Annotated in this window: 16 protein-coding genes; 7 read left to right on the top strand and 9 right to left on the bottom strand. The window is 62.4% G+C overall.

Features of this window, described 5'->3' with window-relative positions; all coding sequences use genetic code 11:
- Positions 1–32: 32 nt before the first annotated feature.
- Complete coding sequence (locus tag N805_RS04480) at positions 33–1088, top strand: TerC family protein (RefSeq protein ID WP_028613236.1); 1056 nt, start codon at positions 33–35, stop codon at positions 1086–1088.
- Between the two features lie 21 nt (positions 1089–1109).
- Here the strand turns inward: N805_RS04480 and N805_RS04475 are convergent, their stop codons facing one another.
- The 3 genes from N805_RS04475 to N805_RS04465 form a co-directional block, all read right to left on the bottom strand.
- A complete protein-coding gene (locus N805_RS04475) occupies positions 1110–1499 on the bottom strand; it encodes a hypothetical protein (protein ID WP_028613237.1) in 390 nt (129 codons plus the stop codon).
- Positions 1492–2892 (bottom strand): PAAR domain-containing protein, encoded by a 1401-nt coding sequence (locus tag N805_RS04470; RefSeq protein ID WP_028613238.1) that lies wholly within the window; start codon positions 2890–2892, stop codon positions 1492–1494. The genes N805_RS04475 and N805_RS04470 overlap by 8 nt, the downstream gene beginning before the upstream one ends.
- 163 nt (positions 2893–3055) lie before the next feature.
- Positions 3056–4285: an acyl-CoA dehydrogenase gene (locus N805_RS04465; RefSeq protein WP_028613239.1), complete on the bottom strand. Its 1230-nt coding sequence runs from the start codon at positions 4283–4285 to the stop codon at positions 3056–3058.
- Positions 4286–4423: 138 nt separating this feature from the next.
- On the opposite strand from N805_RS04465, the gene N805_RS04460 reads away from it, so the two are divergent.
- Both N805_RS04460 and N805_RS04455 read left to right on the top strand, forming a co-directional pair.
- Complete coding sequence (locus tag N805_RS04460) at positions 4424–5350, top strand: LysR family transcriptional regulator (RefSeq protein ID WP_046811294.1); 927 nt, start codon at positions 4424–4426, stop codon at positions 5348–5350.
- A 194-nt stretch (positions 5351–5544) separates the two neighbouring features.
- Entirely contained in the window at positions 5545–6699 is a 1155-nt protein-coding gene (locus tag N805_RS04455) for a cysteine desulfurase family protein (RefSeq protein WP_028613240.1), read from the top strand.
- Positions 6700–6706: 7 nt separating this feature from the next.
- Here the strand turns inward: N805_RS04455 and N805_RS04450 are convergent, their stop codons facing one another.
- The 6 genes from N805_RS04450 to N805_RS04425 all read right to left on the bottom strand — a co-directional run bounded on the left by N805_RS04450 (position 6707) and on the right by N805_RS04425 (position 10945).
- Positions 6707–7144, bottom strand: coding sequence for an RES family NAD+ phosphorylase (locus N805_RS04450; protein ID WP_028613241.1), 438 nt, complete (start codon positions 7142–7144; stop codon positions 6707–6709).
- Positions 7141–7590: an antitoxin Xre/MbcA/ParS toxin-binding domain-containing protein gene (locus tag N805_RS04445; RefSeq protein WP_016487684.1), complete on the bottom strand. Its 450-nt coding sequence runs from the start codon at positions 7588–7590 to the stop codon at positions 7141–7143. Before N805_RS04445 ends, N805_RS04450 begins: the two co-directional genes overlap by 4 nt.
- 93 nt (positions 7591–7683) lie before the next feature.
- Positions 7684–8460: an SDR family oxidoreductase gene (locus N805_RS04440; RefSeq protein ID WP_028613242.1), complete on the bottom strand. Its 777-nt coding sequence runs from the start codon at positions 8458–8460 to the stop codon at positions 7684–7686.
- Positions 8461–8630: 170 nt separating this feature from the next.
- Positions 8631–9551, bottom strand: coding sequence for a LysR family transcriptional regulator (locus tag N805_RS04435; protein WP_028613243.1), 921 nt, complete (start codon positions 9549–9551; stop codon positions 8631–8633).
- Between the two features lie 292 nt (positions 9552–9843).
- Positions 9844–10566: a hypothetical protein gene (locus tag N805_RS04430; RefSeq protein WP_028613244.1), complete on the bottom strand. Its 723-nt coding sequence runs from the start codon at positions 10564–10566 to the stop codon at positions 9844–9846.
- A 79-nt stretch (positions 10567–10645) separates the two neighbouring features.
- Complete coding sequence (locus tag N805_RS04425) at positions 10646–10945, bottom strand: DUF3077 domain-containing protein (protein WP_028613245.1); 300 nt, start codon at positions 10943–10945, stop codon at positions 10646–10648.
- A 198-nt stretch (positions 10946–11143) separates the two neighbouring features.
- Between N805_RS04425 and N805_RS04420 the strand changes: the two genes are divergently transcribed.
- From N805_RS04420 to N805_RS04405, 4 genes are all read left to right on the top strand, one after another.
- On the top strand, positions 11144–11767 hold the full coding sequence (locus N805_RS04420) for a glutathione S-transferase family protein (protein ID WP_028613246.1): 624 nt from the start codon (positions 11144–11146) through the stop codon (positions 11765–11767).
- Between the two features lie 81 nt (positions 11768–11848).
- Positions 11849–12355, top strand: a complete 507-nt coding sequence (locus N805_RS04415; protein ID WP_028613247.1) for a sigma-70 family RNA polymerase sigma factor — start codon at positions 11849–11851, stop codon at positions 12353–12355.
- A complete protein-coding gene (locus N805_RS04410) occupies positions 12352–13320 on the top strand; it encodes a FecR domain-containing protein (RefSeq protein ID WP_028613248.1) in 969 nt (322 codons plus the stop codon). Before N805_RS04415 ends, N805_RS04410 begins: the two co-directional genes overlap by 4 nt.
- Positions 13321–13416: 96 nt before the next feature.
- Positions 13417–15900, top strand: a complete 2484-nt coding sequence (locus tag N805_RS04405) for a TonB-dependent siderophore receptor (RefSeq protein ID WP_028613249.1) — start codon at positions 13417–13419, stop codon at positions 15898–15900.
- Positions 15901–15952 lie beyond the last annotated feature (52 nt).

Raw genomic sequence — 15952 nt, 5'->3', positions numbered from 1 at the left:
GCCATGCAACGTCGACATTCAAGGAGGGGCTCATGACAGCTCTGCAAGCATTCCTCACCACCCCTGTACTCGGCACCAGCGCCTGGATGTGGCTGGTGTTCATGGCCATCGTCATCGGTTTGCTGGTGCTCGACCTGGGCGTGCTGCACCGCCACGACCGGGAAATCGAAATGCGCGAAAGCCTGCTGCTGTATTCGGGCTACTTCAGCGTTGGCGTCTTGTTCGGCGTCGGGGTCTGGTACCAGCTGGGCGCGCAATCGGCGCTGGAGTTCTACACCGGTTTCCTGGTCGAGCAATCGCTGTCGATGGACAACGTGTTCGTCATGGCGATGATCTTCAGCTACTTCGCCATCCCCCGCCGTTACCAGCATCGTGTGCTGTTCTGGGGCATCCTGGGGGTGGTGTTCCTGCGGGCGATCATGATTGGTGTGGGCGCCGCGCTGGTGCAGAACTTTGCCTGGGTGCTGTATATCTTCGGTGCCTTCCTGCTGTTTACCGGAGTGAAGATGGCGCTTTCGAAAGAAGACAGCCACCCTGACCTGGCCAACAACCCGATCCTCAAGTTCGTGCGCCGCCACATGCGGGTCACCGACCAGATCCACGGCTCGCACTTCTTCGTACACCAGACCCCAGCCGGCCACAGCAAGGCGCTGCGCTATGCCACCCCGTTGTTCCTGGCGCTGGTGCTGATCGAGTTGGCCGACCTGGTGTTTGCCGTCGACAGCGTGCCGGCGATTTTCGCCATTACCCAGGACCCGTTCATTGTCTACACCTCGAACATCTTTGCCATTCTTGGGCTGCGCTCGCTTTACTTCGCACTGTCGGCATTGATGCACCGGTTTGTTTACCTCAAGTATGCGTTGGCGCTGGTGCTTATCTTTATTGGTTGCAAGATTTTCTATCACGGCATGGTGGGCAAGGTACCGGCGCTGCTGTCGTTGGGGGTGACGTTCGGGTTGTTGCTGGGTGGGGTGGTGGTTTCGTTGGTGAAGACGCGGGGGGAGAAGGCGGAGATTCAACCCAAACAGCCTGCGAATGCCGGTGGTGAATTTAGCAATAAAAAGGAAGACCCGCAGATGCGGGTCTGAAGTTACGAATCTGGGCGGAGATCATTTCTTTATAATGAAATAACCCACCCCCGCCCAGACTGATGAGATCAGGATCAGCCAAAGAGCTGCCCCTAATTTTCGCCTCAACTTGGGCGGAAACCTTTCAAGTTCCGCCTCGTCCAACCATCCCAAGCGCAAATGAAGCCAAGGAAATGTAACCAACGCGCTTACCGTGCTCATCAGTAGACATCGAGACCTCAGATTCCCTCCGCCCCACACGGGCTTCATCTGTTCCAGGTAGGGATTGCTGGTAATCGCTGAAAGAGCGATATCAAAATCCGTCGACAGCGCAATCTGTACATTCATAGCGATACCGACAAGGCCGATAATGAAGGGCGCAACTAAGAAAGCTATTCGCAAGTATGGCGACCAGCTATCAAAGTCAATCATCCATCACCTCATAAATCACTTCACCGACCTTCTCGCCAGCTGCGCCAATACCCATAGAGCCTGCCGCAGAGCCGGCGCCAACCAGGACAATCCCGCATACGGGAACACCAAGGCCGCCGGTACCCACCGCGAAAACACCGCATAGCGCGGCAGCGGCAGCACCTGCGATGTAACCTCCCACCATCCCTCCTCCTAAGCCACCAGCGAAACTACCCGTTTCGGTGAATCGGACTTTCCGGCAGTCATCAGTTTCACCTGCAACACAGACCTCTTGCACTTTCAGATAAGATGACGTAGCCCCCAGCCCAATTGCAGCGTGCCCGCCATATTGAAGGTACTTGCTGAGCCCCGCCACCTTATCCAGATGCGTCGCGTACCCCGGAATCTGCCCCGGACCACCGGCCCTGGACCAATGATGCACAAGACTCTTGGTCGAAATATTCAAGCTCCTCCTCAAGCGCTCATAGCTCCCAAGGTTCAACTGCTTGTTCAAAAATGCCGTTTTCAACTGTCCATCCAGCTGCTGCAGAAGCCGCCGCCGTTCAGCGAAAAAGCCCGGGCTGTTCAAATGGCCGTGGCGCATGAACTCCCGCTGATGCAACTGCTCGATACTGGTCAATGTATGACTGACCTGTTTCAAACCTTGATCGAGCATGTCCTTGCCGACGCCCATGGACAGACTGGCGTTGCTGAGCAAGCCGGCGATTTCGGCCTGGTGCTGCATCATGAAATCCGCTTCGGCGTAGTCGAGCACCTCCAAAGCACGTCGTGCATGCTGCGCAGCCGCCATCAGCTCTCCCTCTTCCCGCGTACAGGCATTTGCGTTGTCAGGATCACCGATAACGAAGATTTCCCCAGCCTTGAAGCCTTGCTCAAACGTCGGGTTGAGCCGCTGCAACCGGGAGATCGGCAAAGTGGCATCGTGCTCGGCCAGTTGCAGCAGCACCTGGGGGAACGACATGCGTCGAGGAACTACATAGAAGCCAGGCTCTAGCGAATCGGGCAGTGCCCCTACGACGGGTCGGGAGAAGCGCCCGGGGTAGGCAGTGGCTGACGGCTGGTTAAAGTGGGTATTGGTACCCCCCGCAATGGAATACATGGACGGCGGTGCTTCATATAACGGTGCGACCACCCGGTTGCTGCCCGGCGAACAGCCACAGGCAACCAGCGCGCCATCCATGGCCACCCGCTGGCCATCGGAAATAAAGTGATCCACACCTTCAGCGACGGTTCCCACCTGCCCACAAAGAGGGCATGGCGTGGTGTGGTCGCCTTCACGGAGCACCATCCGGCCTTCGTCCAGGTAGCCCGCCCCGGTCGCAATACAGACAGCACCCGTAGTAGTGACATCACCATCTACCGCCTGACCCTTTCCCTCCAAATTGACCCGCATCTCTAAACTCCCTGTATCTGGTTAGGGTTGAAAACCTATCACCAGCAAGGGAGATTCAGGGGGCCTCAGCCGAAATCCAGATACTTCCTACACATTGCGGGAGTTTGCGCGATCACTGTGGGAGCGGGTTCACCCGCGAAGAGGCCGGCGCAGGCTGACGACTTCACCGCCCGCTACGCAACAGCTCCACCGGCACATACTTGCCAATTTCATATTTGCCAATCGCCGCCCGGTGCACTTCATCCGGCCCGTCGGCCAGGCGCAGGGTGCGCTGCATGGCGTACATGTAGGCCAGCGGGAAATCGCCGCTCACCCCTGCCCCGCCATGCATCTGGATCGCCCGGTCGATCACCTTCAACGCCACGTTCGGCGCCACCACCTTGATTTGCGCGATTTCGCTGCGGGCCACCTTGTTGCCGACGGTGTCCATCATGTACGCCGCTTTCAACGTCAGCAGCCGCGCCATGTCGATTTCCATGCGTGAGTCGGCGATCTTGTCGACGTTGCCACCCAGCCGTGCCAGTGGCCGACCAAAAGCAGTACGCTCCACCGAGCGCTTGCACATCAGCTCCAGGGCACGCTCGGCCATGCCGATCGAGCGCATGCAGTGGTGGATACGGCCCGGGCCAAGGCGCCCCTGGGCAATCTCGAAGCCGCGCCCCTCGCCGAGCAGCACGTTTTCATAAGGCACCCGAACGTTCTCGAAAAGCACCTCGGCGTGGCCATGAGGGGCATCGTCATAGCCGAACACCGGCAACGGGCGGACGATCTTCACGCCCGGCGCATCTGTTGGTACCAACACCATCGAATGCTGCTGGTGGCGTGGCCCTTCGGGGTCGGACAGGCCCATGAAGATCATCACCTTGCAACGCGGGTCGCAGGCGCCGGAGGTCCACCATTTGCGGCCATTGATGACCCATTCGTCGCCGTCACGCACGGCAGTGGCGGCCATGTTGGTAGCGTCCGAGGAGGCCACGTCCGGCTCGGTCATGGCAAACGCCGAGCGGATCTCACCGCGCAACAACGGCTCCAGCCACTGGCGTTTCTGCGCTTCGCTGCCATAACGCACCAGCACTTCCATGTTGCCAGTGTCCGGCGCCGAGCAGTTGAAGGGCTCTGGCCCGAGCAGTGAGCGGCCCATGATTTCCGCCAACGGGGCGTATTCCAGGTTGCTCAGGCCGGCGCCGTATTCCGATTCGGGCAAGAACAGGTTCCACAGCCCTTCGGCGCGGGCCTTGGCCTTGAGTTCTTCCATGATTGCCGTGGGCTGCCAGCGGTCGCCCTCGGCAACCTGGCGCTCGAACACGGCTTCGGCGGGGTACACGTAGGCGTCCATGAACGCAGTAACGCGCTCGCGCAGTGCCTGGACCTTGGGCGAATAGGCGAAATCCATCGGGGCTACCTTCACGGTTCGGAGTACATGGGCAGAGCCTAGAGCAGCGTAGCCCCATCCACCTAGTCTATTTTCCGCGTGTATAAACATTCATAACCGATATATGATCGGCCAATAATTCCAACAAGAGCGGCGCCCATGAACCTCACCAAGGTCGACCTCAACCTGTTCATCGTGTTCGATGCGATCTACACCGAAGCCAACCTGACCCGCGCCGGGCAGATTGTCGGCATTACCCAACCAGCGGTGTCCAACGCCCTTTCGCGGCTGCGCGAAACCTTCAACGACCCACTGTTCGTGCGCACCGCACAAGGCATGGTGCCCACGCCGATGGCGCAGAACATCATCGGCCCGGTGCGCAACGCCCTGGCACTGCTGCGTACCTCGGTGCAGGAAAGCCGCATCTTCAACCCGCAGCAGGCCAACAAAACCTTCCGCATCAGCATGACCGACCTGACCGAAGCGGTCATCCTGCCGCCGCTGTTCCAGCGCCTGCGCCGCCTGGCGCCTGCGGTGCTGATCGAAAGCTTCCTGTGCAAGCGCCGCGAGACCACCAAGGAGCTCGCCGCCGGCCGCCTGGACTTCGCCATCGACGCCCCCCTGAACACCGACCCCCAGGTGCGCCACATCAAGCTGATGCAAGACCGCTATGTGTGCGCCCTGCGCCAGGGCCACCCGCTGGCTGACAGCAAGCTGACCCTCGACAGCTACCTGGGCATGACCCATATCCATATTTCCAGCCGCCGCAACGGCCTGGGTTACGTCGACCTGGCGCTGGGCAAGATGGGTGTTCAGCGCAAGGTCGCCCTGCGTTCGCAGCACTACCTGATGGCCTCGCAGGTGTTGCAGCAGACCGACATGGCGATGACCGTCCCCGAGCGCTTCGCCCGTCGCCATCAGTTGCGTTACCAGCCACTGCCAGTGGAGGTGCCCGCACTGGAAACGCACCTGTACTGGCATGAAAGCACCGACCAGGACCCGGCCAACCGCTGGATGCGCGAGCAGATCACCGAATTGTGCGAACGCGTGGTAGCCGAGGAAGAGAAAGCCCTGCAGCCTGCCTGAAGCCGCCTGCGAGGGGCGGTTGATCAGCCCCGCCCCTCCCGTAGAAAAATATTCTGCAAACAGTTAGATAGAGAGAAATTTTTCTCACATCAATTGAGAAAAACGTGGCGGGAAGCGAAACATATCTCGCCCATGGCGGATACGCTTAGCCCAACAATCGCCGATTTCACGGCGACAGACATGGACCCGCCCCAATGCCCAGCGCCCCACTCTATTTCGATTACGCCGCCACCACCCCCGTCGACGATCGGGTCATCGAAACCATGCTGGCCTGCCTTGGCAGCGAGGCCAACTTCGGCAACCCGGCGTCCAGTGGCCATGCCTACGGCCAGGCCGCCCGACAGGCCGTGGAGCAAGCCCGCCAGCAAGTGGCCGAGCGAGTCGGCGCGCAAGCCGACAACCTGGTCTGGACCTCGGGCGCGACCGAATCCAACAACCTGGCACTCAAAGGCATTGCGCAAGGCTTCGACCAGCCCGGGCACCTGATCACCAGCCAGCTGGAGCACAAAGCCGTGCTCGACACGGTGGCCGAACTGGAGCGCCAAGGCTGGGCCGTTACCCGCCTGGCGCCGGATGCCGCCGGCCTCATCCAGCCTGCAAGCGTGCAGGCAGCGTTGCGCGCCGATACCCGCCTGGTATCGCTGATGGCGGTCAACAACGAGCTGGGCACGGTTACCGATTTTGCCGCCATTGGCCAGCGGGTGCGTGCCCACGGTGCCCTGCTGCACGTGGATGCCGCACAGGCCGTAGGCAAGCTGGCCATCGACCTGAAGGCGATGGCCGTGGACATGATGTCGTTTTCGGCGCACAAGGTGTACGGGCCAAAAGGGATCGGCGCGCTCTATGTCGGGCCACGCGCCCGTACGCTGATGCGTGCGCAGATGCATGGCGGCGGCCATGAGCAGGGCCTGCGTTCCGGCACCCTGGCAACCCATCAGATCGCCGGCATGGGCAGCGCCTTTGCCCTGGCCGGCCAACCAGGTGACAGCGAGCACCAGCGCCTTGAGCAACTGGCCACACGCCTGCGCGAAGGCCTGCTGGCTTTACCCGGCGTCACCCTCAACGGCAGCGCCAACCAACGCATCCCCCATACCCTGAACTTGTGCATCGACAGCAAGGGCTTCAACAGCGCGGCCCTGGCCAGCGAGCTGGCCTTGTCGACCACCTCGGCCTGCAACTCGGCAAGCAACGCTGCCTCGCATGTGCTGCTGGCACTGGGGCTGGACGACTGTCAGGCACGCAACAGCGTGCGCTTGAGCATCGGCCGATTCACCACCGAGGCGCAAGTGGACCAGGCGCTCGCAGTGTTTAGCCGGGTGTTGACCACGGCATCGGCTGCACTGTGGTGAACGCGCGCTAGAACAAGCGGCTGTCCGGGGTGAAATCCTCGACCTGGATTTTCGCACGCTGCGCCTGCGCGTGCCGTGGGTTGAACAGGTAGTTGATGGTACTGGGCATGATCGCGCTCGGCACCGGCAGCAACAATGCCGAGCAGTCATCCAGAAAGCGATTGCCCAGCGCCCGGGTCAACTCAGGCTGAGCGGACCAACCGGGCTGCAAGACGGGCAACTGCGCCTGTGAAACCGTGTCGGGCAATTCGATGCGGATCAGGCGCATGGTGGTAGGAAAATCCTCGGGGTCGATTTCCAGGTGCACCAGCACCTCGAGCATGGCCCCGGAAGGGCTGGTGGCGGCATACACCACTGGCCGGCCCGCCTGGTGCCACCGGCCGCTTACACGCAACCCCCCAGTGCCACTCAAATCTGCATAGGCGCTGATACGCCACAAAATCACAGGCCAAAGCCCTCGGCAATCTGCAGCAGCATCTCTTCCACCTGAGTGGTGCCTTGCTGGGTGGTGAGCATCTGCATGGGCGTCAGCCCCGAGAAGCGTTCCTTGGGCTTGGACAGCCAGCGCTTGGCCTTGTCCGCTTCACCGAACACGGCTTCGGCCATGGCGGTGATGTGGGCTGAACGGAACAGCCGATCACTCTCTTCCACGGTCAGCGGCTGGTCACGCTCGATACGGGTTTTGAGGGTGCGCAGGGGAATGATCTGGTCCCGCTCCACCGGCGTGAACACACCACGCTCGGTCAGCTTCACCAGCCAGGTGGCAGCAAAACCATGGGTGATGCGGGTGTGGATTTCGAAGTCACTGGCGAGTTCGGGTATTTCCAGCAGCGCCTGCAGGCGCGCCCGGTACTCGTGGTAACCGTTGTCGCGAAGCACTTCGGCAAGCATGGCAGACTCCTGTTACGGCGTTTGCCGACAAGTATGCGGTATTCGCCGGATCATTGCCAGCTTGCCTGGCCCCCTTGGTTGTCCCCGAACCTTTCAGAAGGTACCCGGATACGCCCCGCCATCGATCAGCAGGTTCTGCCCGGTGATATAACCGGCATGCGCACTGCACAGGAACGCACAGTACGCGCCAAACTCCCCGGCATCGCCAAAGCGCGCCGCCGGGATAGCCTTGCGCCGGGCCTGGGCAGTGGCTTGCACATCGCTACCCGCCGCCTGCAAAGTCTTTTGCAGGCGTGCGGTGTCGAACGCCCCAGGCAGCAGGTTGTTCAGTGTCACATTGCTGCCCGCCAGGCGCTGCTGCCGGGCCAGGCCTGCAATGAACCCGGTCAGGCCGCTACGGGCGCCGTTGGACAGTCCAAGAATGTCGATCGGCGCCTTCACCGCGCCAGAGGTGATATTCACTACCCGGCCGAAACCGCGCTCGGCCATGCCGTCGACCACCGCCTTGATCAGCTCTATCGGGGTGAGCATGTTGGCGTCCAGCGCCTTCAGCCAATCGTCACGCCCCCAGTCACGGAAGTCCCCCGGTGGCGGGCCACCGGCGTTGTTGACCAGGATGTCGACCTGCGGGCAGGCCGCCAACAGCGCCTGGCGCACCTGGGCATCGGCCACATCGCCGGCCACAGTACGCACCTCGATGCCTGGGCAGGCCGCCCGCAACTCGCTGGCGGTCTGCTCCAGGGTGGCTTGGGTGCGGGCATTGATGACCAGGTTCACGCCTTCTTTGCCAAGCGCTTCGGCGCAGCCTTTGCCCAGGCCCTGGCTGGCCGCACAGACGATGGCCCAGCGGCCGGTAATGCCTAGATCCATTGGGTTGCTCCTTGATGCAATAGGGTTACAGGGGTACTGGCAGGCCGTGCCGGGGGTAATCTAGAGCACAGGCAAGGCCGCCGATAATGAAAAGAGCTGATCCACCAATAACCATCGCTTATCCCCACCAGCCCACCAGCAATGGGCTGGAGGGCGAGCGCCGTCAAACTTCAATTGGCCGTCAATTCTTCTACCAGCAACCGCGCCGCTGGCGATAGCGGCGCCGCCACACGGTGCACGATGCCGAAGGGCTCGCTCAACGCCCGTAGCTGCACCGCCAGCGACACCAGCAACCCGCGCTGCTCGGCAAAGGCCGCCACGGCACTGGGAATGACCGCCACCAGCGTCGGGTCATCTTCCAGCAGCATGAACGTAGCGAAGGTGGAAAAGGTTTCCAGCGGATAGCGGGGCACCTGCACCCCTGCTTCGCTCAACTCGCGCTCCAGCGCCTGGCGCATGGGCATGTTCACCGGGTAGACCACCCAGCGGTAATGGCTCAAATCGCTGATCGCCAGTGCCGCTGCCCCGGCAAGCGGATGCTGCGGGTGCGCGACCACCACCAACGGCTCCTGGGCCAGCTCGACAAAGGCATAGTCCGCCGCGTCACGGCCCAGCCCGGGCCGGCAGATGGCGAGGTCCAGGCGCCCCTCGTCCAGTTGGGCGAGCAGGTTGGCGCTGGTATTCTCGGCAATTTCCACCGCCAACTGCGGCTGCTTGCGGCGCAAGCGCCCCAGGGCGCTGACCAGTGTCGGCATAGCCCCCATGATGCTGCCCACTGCCAGGCGCCCGCCCTGGCCCTGGACGATGCCTAACACCTCTTCGCGCAGATGCCCCAGGTCGCTGTGGATCAGCCGCGCATAGCGCACCACGCAACGGCCCACGTCGTTGGCTACCAGCCCGCTGGGCAGGCGCTGGAACAACGGTACCCCCAGCACCTCCTCCACCTCGCGCAGCGCCTTGGTAGCCCCAGGCTGGGAAATGGCCATGGCTTCGGCCGCCTTGTGCAGCGAACCACAGCGATCCAGCTCGATCAGCAGGCGCAACTGGCGCAGGCGCAGGCGAGAAAAAATGGAATCCAGGGAAGGGATCATCAGGCAGGCTCGACATGGGTCTTGTAATGCCGAGCACTATAGAGGGTCGTCAACGGGGGAGTGTTGAGTTTCAAGCAAATGACCCTTGATCGCAGAACACGCATACCAGCCCGTTATGCTGCGCTGTCGCCCGTGGAACAAGGCTTCGGCAAGCGCCGCTTTATCCTGTGGGAGCGGGCGCGCCCGCGAAGAGTGCGACGCGCTGCATGGCACCGGCTGCGCCGGTGTTCGCGGGCTTGCCCGCTCCCACAGGTGCCCCGCCCAATCAGGTATTTATGTTCGAGTAACGCGTTTACCGCGGTCTACGCCGTGCCAGGCAGGCATAACCCAGGCCCAGCACGCTGACCGCCAGTACACCCAGCAACACCATCAACTCCCGGCTGTAGCGGGCCACCATGGCTGGAAAACCGATGACCTCGTGGTACACCCGCACATTGGCCACTCCGTCGGCGTGGCTGATGCTGACGCCGCCTTGGCGGATCTGCAAATAGTCTGCATCGAAATAGACCCAGACCTTGCACGTGCCACCCGGCTCAATGGCCGGGATGTCCACCTGCGCGGTGGCGGTCTCCAGCAGGGTGTCGTTGCCGGCAGCATCACGCACCTGCACCAGGCCCTTGGCTGGCAGGCGGATCTTTACCTCGCGTACCGGCGCGTCACCACTGTTGCGTAGTTCGATGAGCAAGCCAGTACGGTGATCGACCAGCCCGGCCTCGAAAGGCTTGGCGAACAGCTGGGCATAGGGTGCCTGGGCCATTTCGATCAGCCTCTCGACCTGGTCGTGGCTTAGCTCGCCCTGGCCGATGCTGTTGATGCGCCCCTGCAACTGCTCATACTTGAGTTGCTCGCTGGCTTTGCTGATACGCTCGCTGAACTGGGTGGGATAGGTGAGGTAGGCATAGCTCAGTGACGCCTCCAGACGCGGGTTGCCCCTGAGCAACACGTAGGCGGCCAAAAGGACCATCAGGCCAACAAGCACGGCTACGAGGAGTTTCCCCACCTTGTCCCAGCTCAATGCAAACTTCCTTCTGTGGTGATACAGACGATTCAAACCGCCCAAGGGTGCCAAGTTCAGGCCCCCCAGGCAAGCTTGACTAGGGTTCGCGCTCGCCTTCGCGCGCCTGACGCATCTGCAGCAGCTGGCCATCGATCAGTGCCTTGGCCATGCCTGCCAGGTAAAACGTGGCCTGCATCATCACCTTGCGGTCGCCTGGCCGGTCGATGGCCTTGCGGGTAATTTCAGTGATGCAGCCCATGATGCTCGAGGCCTCCGTCAGTGCGGTCCTCATTGGCAGCTGCGGTTTCATCTGCACCAGTTCGGCGTCGGCGTGGCCAAACCGGCTCGCTGCACGCACGACATTGAGCTTGTTGCTTTTGGGGGTGTCGTTATCCATGTCCATTCCTCGGGGTTACGAGCATGCCCAGACTAGGACGCAGCCTCGCCCATCACAATGACCCGGAGGGTGGCAAGGGTCACTTTCGGAAATGGACTACAAGATCCCCTGACGTGGGCTCTCTGCTACCGATCAGCCCCTTGACCGGCGCCTGGCAGTGTCGGACGATCTTCACCTCCCCACACCAGGACGAACACCATGCTACGGATACTGGGCAGAGCTTCTTCCATCAATGTACGAAAAGTCCTGTGGGCCTGCGCCGAATTCGAGGTCGCATTCGAGCGCGAAGACTGGGGCTCTGGCTTCAAGGCCACTGACAGCCCAGAGTTCCTGGCATTGAACCCCAACGCCATGATCCCGGTGATCCAGGATGGCGACTTCACCTTGTGGGAATCCAACAGCATCATCCGCTACCTGGCCAACCGCTATGGTGCCACCGCGTTTTACCCCGACGATGCCCAGGCGCGGGCCAGGATCGATCAGTGGATCGACTGGCAGGCCTCGGACCTGAACCGCTCGTGGAGCTACGCGTTCATGTCACTGGTCCGGCACTCGCCCGCCCATCAGGACCCGCAAGCGCTTGCCGCCGGCTGCGCGGACTGGTCACGCTACATGCACATCCTCGACCGCCAACTTGCCAGCACCGGTGCGTATGTGGCCGGCAACCAGTTCACCCTGGCCGACATCCCTATCGGCCTGTCGGTCAACCGCTGGTTCGAAACGCCGTTCGAACACCCGCACCTGCCAGCGGTGCGTGATTATTACGAGCGCCTGAGCGAGCGCCCGGCCTATCACCTGCACGGCCGTAACGGTACGCCGTAAACGTACAGCACTGGTTTCACTGCCGGGCATTGGGTAATAATGCGAGTCATTACCATTAGTGCGCGAACACGGAAGAGTGGCATGCCCGGCAGCAGACACCCCATCGAGCATCTTTACGTCGAGCACCACGGCTGGCTGCAAGGCTGGCTGCGCCATCGGCTGAACAATGCAGCGGATGCTGCCGACCTTGCCCAGGACACTTTTGTCCGCGTGCTGCAAAGGCGCCAGGCAAAGGCGCTGTTGGAGCCACGCGCCTATTTGCGCACGATCGCCCGCGGGCTGGTCATCGACCTGTGGCGCCATCGCGACATCGAGCGGGCCTGGCTGGAGACGCTGGCGCAATTGCCCGAGGCCGAAGTGCCGTCACCGGAGACCAGTGCCCTGGCCATCGAGGCACTGGTGGCCATTGACCGCCTACTTGACGCGCTGCCCGCCCGCACGCGTACCATCTTCCTGCTGGCACAACTGGATGGCATGCCCTGCCCGCGCATTGCCGAGCAGCTGGGGGTGTCGCTGTCCACCGTTGAGCGCGACCTCAGCAAAGCCTTGCGCCACTGCTATCAGCTGGTCTTCGAGACCATGCCATGAGCGCCAGCACACTGCCGGCACTACCCAGCGCAACGGTGGACCAGGCCATAGAATGGTCGATCCGTCTCACCTACAACCGCCCCGACCCTGCCACCCGGGCGGCCTTCCAGGCCTGGCTGGCGGATGACGAAACCCACCGCCTGGCCTGGGCGCGCATGCAGAGCCTGAGCGGGCACTTTGCCGGTGTGCCGAGCGGGCTGGCGCGCCAGGCGCTGGATAAACTGCCTGAAGCGCGCCTGCAACGGCGCCAGGTGCTGAAACTGCTGGCACTGTTCGCGGCAGTCGGCAGCACCGCTTGGGGGACTCGCGAAACCGCGCCTTGGCAGCGGCTGATGGCCGACTACAGCACCCGTGTCGGCGAACATCAGCGCTGGACCCTGGCCGATGGCAGCCAGTTGGAGCTAAATACCGACAGCGCCGTGCGTGTGTATTTCGATGCCCGGCAACGGCGCATCGACCTGCTGCGCGGCGAGCTGTACCTGGTCAGTGGTGCCGACAGCGCCAGCCTGCAACAGCGCCCATTGCAGGTCACCACCACCTTGGCCACGTTCACCGCCCACGGCAGCCGCTGCAACATACGTCAGTACGCCGACGCCTGCCGCCTGGGCGTTGCCGAAGGCACCGTGAACATACAGCCACGCTCGGGTACCGGTGCCGTTGCCCAACCCGGAGAAACCTGGCAGGTAACCCGCGAAAACGTGCTGCGCCTGCCCGGCAACGCCGAAGACGCCGCCGCCTGGCGCGACGGCCTGCTGACCGCACGGGCGATGCCGCTGGCTGAACTGCTCGACGAGCTCGGCCGTTATCGCAACGGCTATCTGGGCTGTGACCCACAGGTTGCACAGCGCACCATCAGCGGCAACTTCAACCTCACCGACACCGACGCCACCCTGGCCTTCATCGCCCAGGCCCATGGCTTGCGTGTACAGGCGCTGACGCGTTACTGGGTACGCCTGAGCGCCTGAAACAACCTGGCAAAAAAAGTGCTCGCCGGGTGAAGGGGTTTGCAATCTCGCCCGGCATACACAGCAGAACACTCAAATTGCCAACGAGAACCCCACGTGACCCGACCCGCCCCCTTGCGCCTCGCCATTCGCCAAGCCCTGCTTTGCACCAGCCTTGGCCTGGCTACGCTGCCCCTGGCCCATGCCGCCGACAGCGCCAGCAGCACCACCCGCTACGACCTGGCCATCCCAGCCGGCTCGCTGGATTCAGCCTTGACCACCCTCAGCCGCAGCACCGGCCTGAACATTGCCTTCACCCCCGGTGACCTGGCCGGCAAGTACAGCACCGGGCTGCGGGGCAGCTTCAGCAGCCAGCAAGCCCTGCACCAGCTACTGGTCGGCAGCGGCCTGCAAGCCATGCCGCAGGACGGCGGTTACCGCCTGATCCCCGCCAGCGAACCGCTGCCATTGGGTGCTGTGGCACTGGACCCGACCAACGTGACCGGCACTGCCAACCTCGGCGAGCAGACCGAGAACACCGGTTCCTACACCACAGGTGCGATCACCACCGGCGGCAAGACACCTCGCAGCCTGCGCGAAACCCCGCAGTCGGTGAGCGTTATGACCCGCCAGCGCATGGATGACCAGCACCTCACCAGCCTGACCCAGGTGCTGGACCAGACCACCGGCATCACCGTGGTCGGCGGTAACGACACGAAAAACCAGATCTACTCGCGTGGCTTCGTCATCCGCAGTATCCAGACCGACGGCGGCGCACCGATGCTGCGCAACGAAGCCTTCGACACCCTGCCCGACATGACCGCGTACGACCACGTCGAAGTCTTGCGTGGCTCCGACGGGTTGTTCGGCGGCACTGGCGACCCGGGCGGCAGCATCAACCTGGTGCGCAAACGCGCCCTGCCGTTCAACCAGCTGAGCATCAGCCAGTCGGCGGGCAGCTGGGACAATTACCGCTCCGAAGTCGACCTGACCGGCCCGCTTGGGTTCGACGGTGCACTTCGCGGCCGCGTGGCGATGTCGTTCGAGGACAAGAAATACTTCTACGACAATGCCGACAGCGAGAAGCACGTGATTTTCGGTACCCTGGAGGCAGACCTGAGCCCGGCCACCCTGGTGAGCATCGGCGGCACCTATGAATGGCGGGACATGGATGGATACTGGGACCGCGGCCTGGTGCGCTACAAGGACGGCACCGAGATCGGCACCTCACGCAGCCGCTCGCTGGCCGCCGACTGGTCAGCCAACAACTACAAGCGCACCGAGTACTTCGCCAAGGTCGAGCACGCGCTGGACGACAACTGGAAGCTCAAGGCCAGCTACACCAAAAGCAAGTTCGACTCAACCCAGGACATTGGCGAAGTGAGCGCCGCCGTCGACCCGAACACCAACCAGACCACTTTCAAGCGTTTCATCCGCGGTTACAACAACGAGCAGGACCTGTTCGATGCCAACCTGTCCGGCACCTTCGACGCCTTTGGCCTGACCCACGAACTGCTGGTCGGCGCCGACTATGAAGAAGTGATGCGCAGCTACTCCGACGACAGCGATCTGTCGCAAGTGAGCGACATCAACGTGCCCTTCGATATCACCACGGGTGACGCCGGTGGCATGCCCAAGCCGCGCACACCCCCCAGCTACTACTACAACCCCGACTGGAACCAGCGCAAATCCGGTGCGTATGCCACCTTCAAGGCGCAGCTGGCCGAGCCACTGCACCTGACCTTGGGCGCACGCTACTCCGACTACCGTGACAACACCCGCACCGTGGTGCCGACCTTGAACAATGAAGGCACCCGGGTCAAGGAAAGCAACCGCGGCGTCATCACCCCGTTTGGCGCGCTGGTGCTCGACCTGAACCGGCAGTGGTCGCTGTACACCAGTTATGCCGAGATCTTCCAGCCACAAACCGCCTTCAAATCCTCCAGCAGCCAGCCGCTGGACCCGATCGAGGGCGAAACCTACGAGTTCGGTACCAAGGGGGAGCTGCTCGATGGCCGCCTCAACCTGTCCAGCGCGCTTTACTACACCAAGCGCCTGAACGAAGCGGTGAGCATTGGCCAAGGCTTCTACAGCGCCTCTGGTGAAGTGATCAGCAAGGGTATCGATAGCGAAATCTCCGGCGAGCTGGCACCAGGCTGGCAGGCCATGGCCGGCTACACCTTCAACATCAACAGGCAACGTGTTGCCGGCAATGCCGCCAACAACGGCACGCCGATGAGCACACAAACACCCAAGCACCTGTTCAAGTTCTTTACCACCTACCAGCTGCCCGGCGAGTTCGAGCGCTGGAAGGTCGGCCTGGGTGCCACCATCCAGAGCGACAGCTACAAGAGTGGCTTCATCCAGCGCCGCCTGCCCGACGGTGGGCTCAGCCAGCAAGACCCGTATGCGTTCCGCCAGGCCGGTTATGCGGTGTGGAACGGCTTGGTCGAGTACCGCATCGATGAGCACTGGACGGCCACGCTCAATGGCAACAACCTGTTCGACAAGACGTACTACCAGACCGTGGATGCCAGCGACACCGGCAATTGGTACGGCGCGCCACGCAACTACATGCTGACCTTGCGCGGCAAGTTCTGAGTCGAGCAGTGTCGCTCGCGAATTCGATGATACCTGTAGGATCCTGGGGCTG

It is taken from the genome of Pseudomonas putida S13.1.2 (assembly GCF_000498395.2).
GTDB lineage: Bacteria > Pseudomonadota > Gammaproteobacteria > Pseudomonadales > Pseudomonadaceae > Aquipseudomonas > Aquipseudomonas putida_Q.
Note: the sequence above shows the minus strand (reverse complement) of the source record. Positions and strands in the feature narration are given on the sequence as shown.

Excerpts from the sequence above, each read along its gene's own strand:
- N805_RS04475 (WP_028613237.1), bottom strand. The coding sequence starts at position 1,499 with ATGATTGACTTTGATAGCTGGTCGCCATACTTGCGAATAGCTTTCTTA.
- N805_RS04445 (WP_016487684.1), bottom strand. The coding sequence starts at position 7,590 with ATGCTTGCCGAAGTGCTTCGCGACAACGGTTACCACGAGTACCGGGCG.
- N805_RS04460 (WP_046811294.1), top strand. The coding sequence starts at position 4,424 with ATGAACCTCACCAAGGTCGACCTCAACCTGTTCATCGTGTTCGATGCG.
- N805_RS04420 (WP_028613246.1), top strand. The coding sequence starts at position 11,144 with ATGCTACGGATACTGGGCAGAGCTTCTTCCATCAATGTACGAAAAGTC.
- N805_RS04435 (WP_028613243.1), bottom strand. The coding sequence starts at position 9,551 with ATGATCCCTTCCCTGGATTCCATTTTTTCTCGCCTGCGCCTGCGCCAG.
- N805_RS04415 (WP_028613247.1), top strand. The coding sequence starts at position 11,849 with ATGCCCGGCAGCAGACACCCCATCGAGCATCTTTACGTCGAGCACCAC.
- N805_RS04465 (WP_028613239.1), bottom strand. The coding sequence starts at position 4,285 with ATGGATTTCGCCTATTCGCCCAAGGTCCAGGCACTGCGCGAGCGCGTT.
- N805_RS04470 (WP_028613238.1), bottom strand. The coding sequence starts at position 2,892 with ATGCGGGTCAATTTGGAGGGAAAGGGTCAGGCGGTAGATGGTGATGTC.
- N805_RS04410 (WP_028613248.1), top strand. The coding sequence starts at position 12,352 with ATGAGCGCCAGCACACTGCCGGCACTACCCAGCGCAACGGTGGACCAG.
- N805_RS04455 (WP_028613240.1), top strand. The coding sequence starts at position 5,545 with ATGCCCAGCGCCCCACTCTATTTCGATTACGCCGCCACCACCCCCGTC.
- N805_RS04425 (WP_028613245.1), bottom strand. The coding sequence starts at position 10,945 with ATGGATAACGACACCCCCAAAAGCAACAAGCTCAATGTCGTGCGTGCA.
- N805_RS04480 (WP_028613236.1), top strand. The coding sequence starts at position 33 with ATGACAGCTCTGCAAGCATTCCTCACCACCCCTGTACTCGGCACCAGC.
- N805_RS04440 (WP_028613242.1), bottom strand. The coding sequence starts at position 8,460 with ATGGATCTAGGCATTACCGGCCGCTGGGCCATCGTCTGTGCGGCCAGC.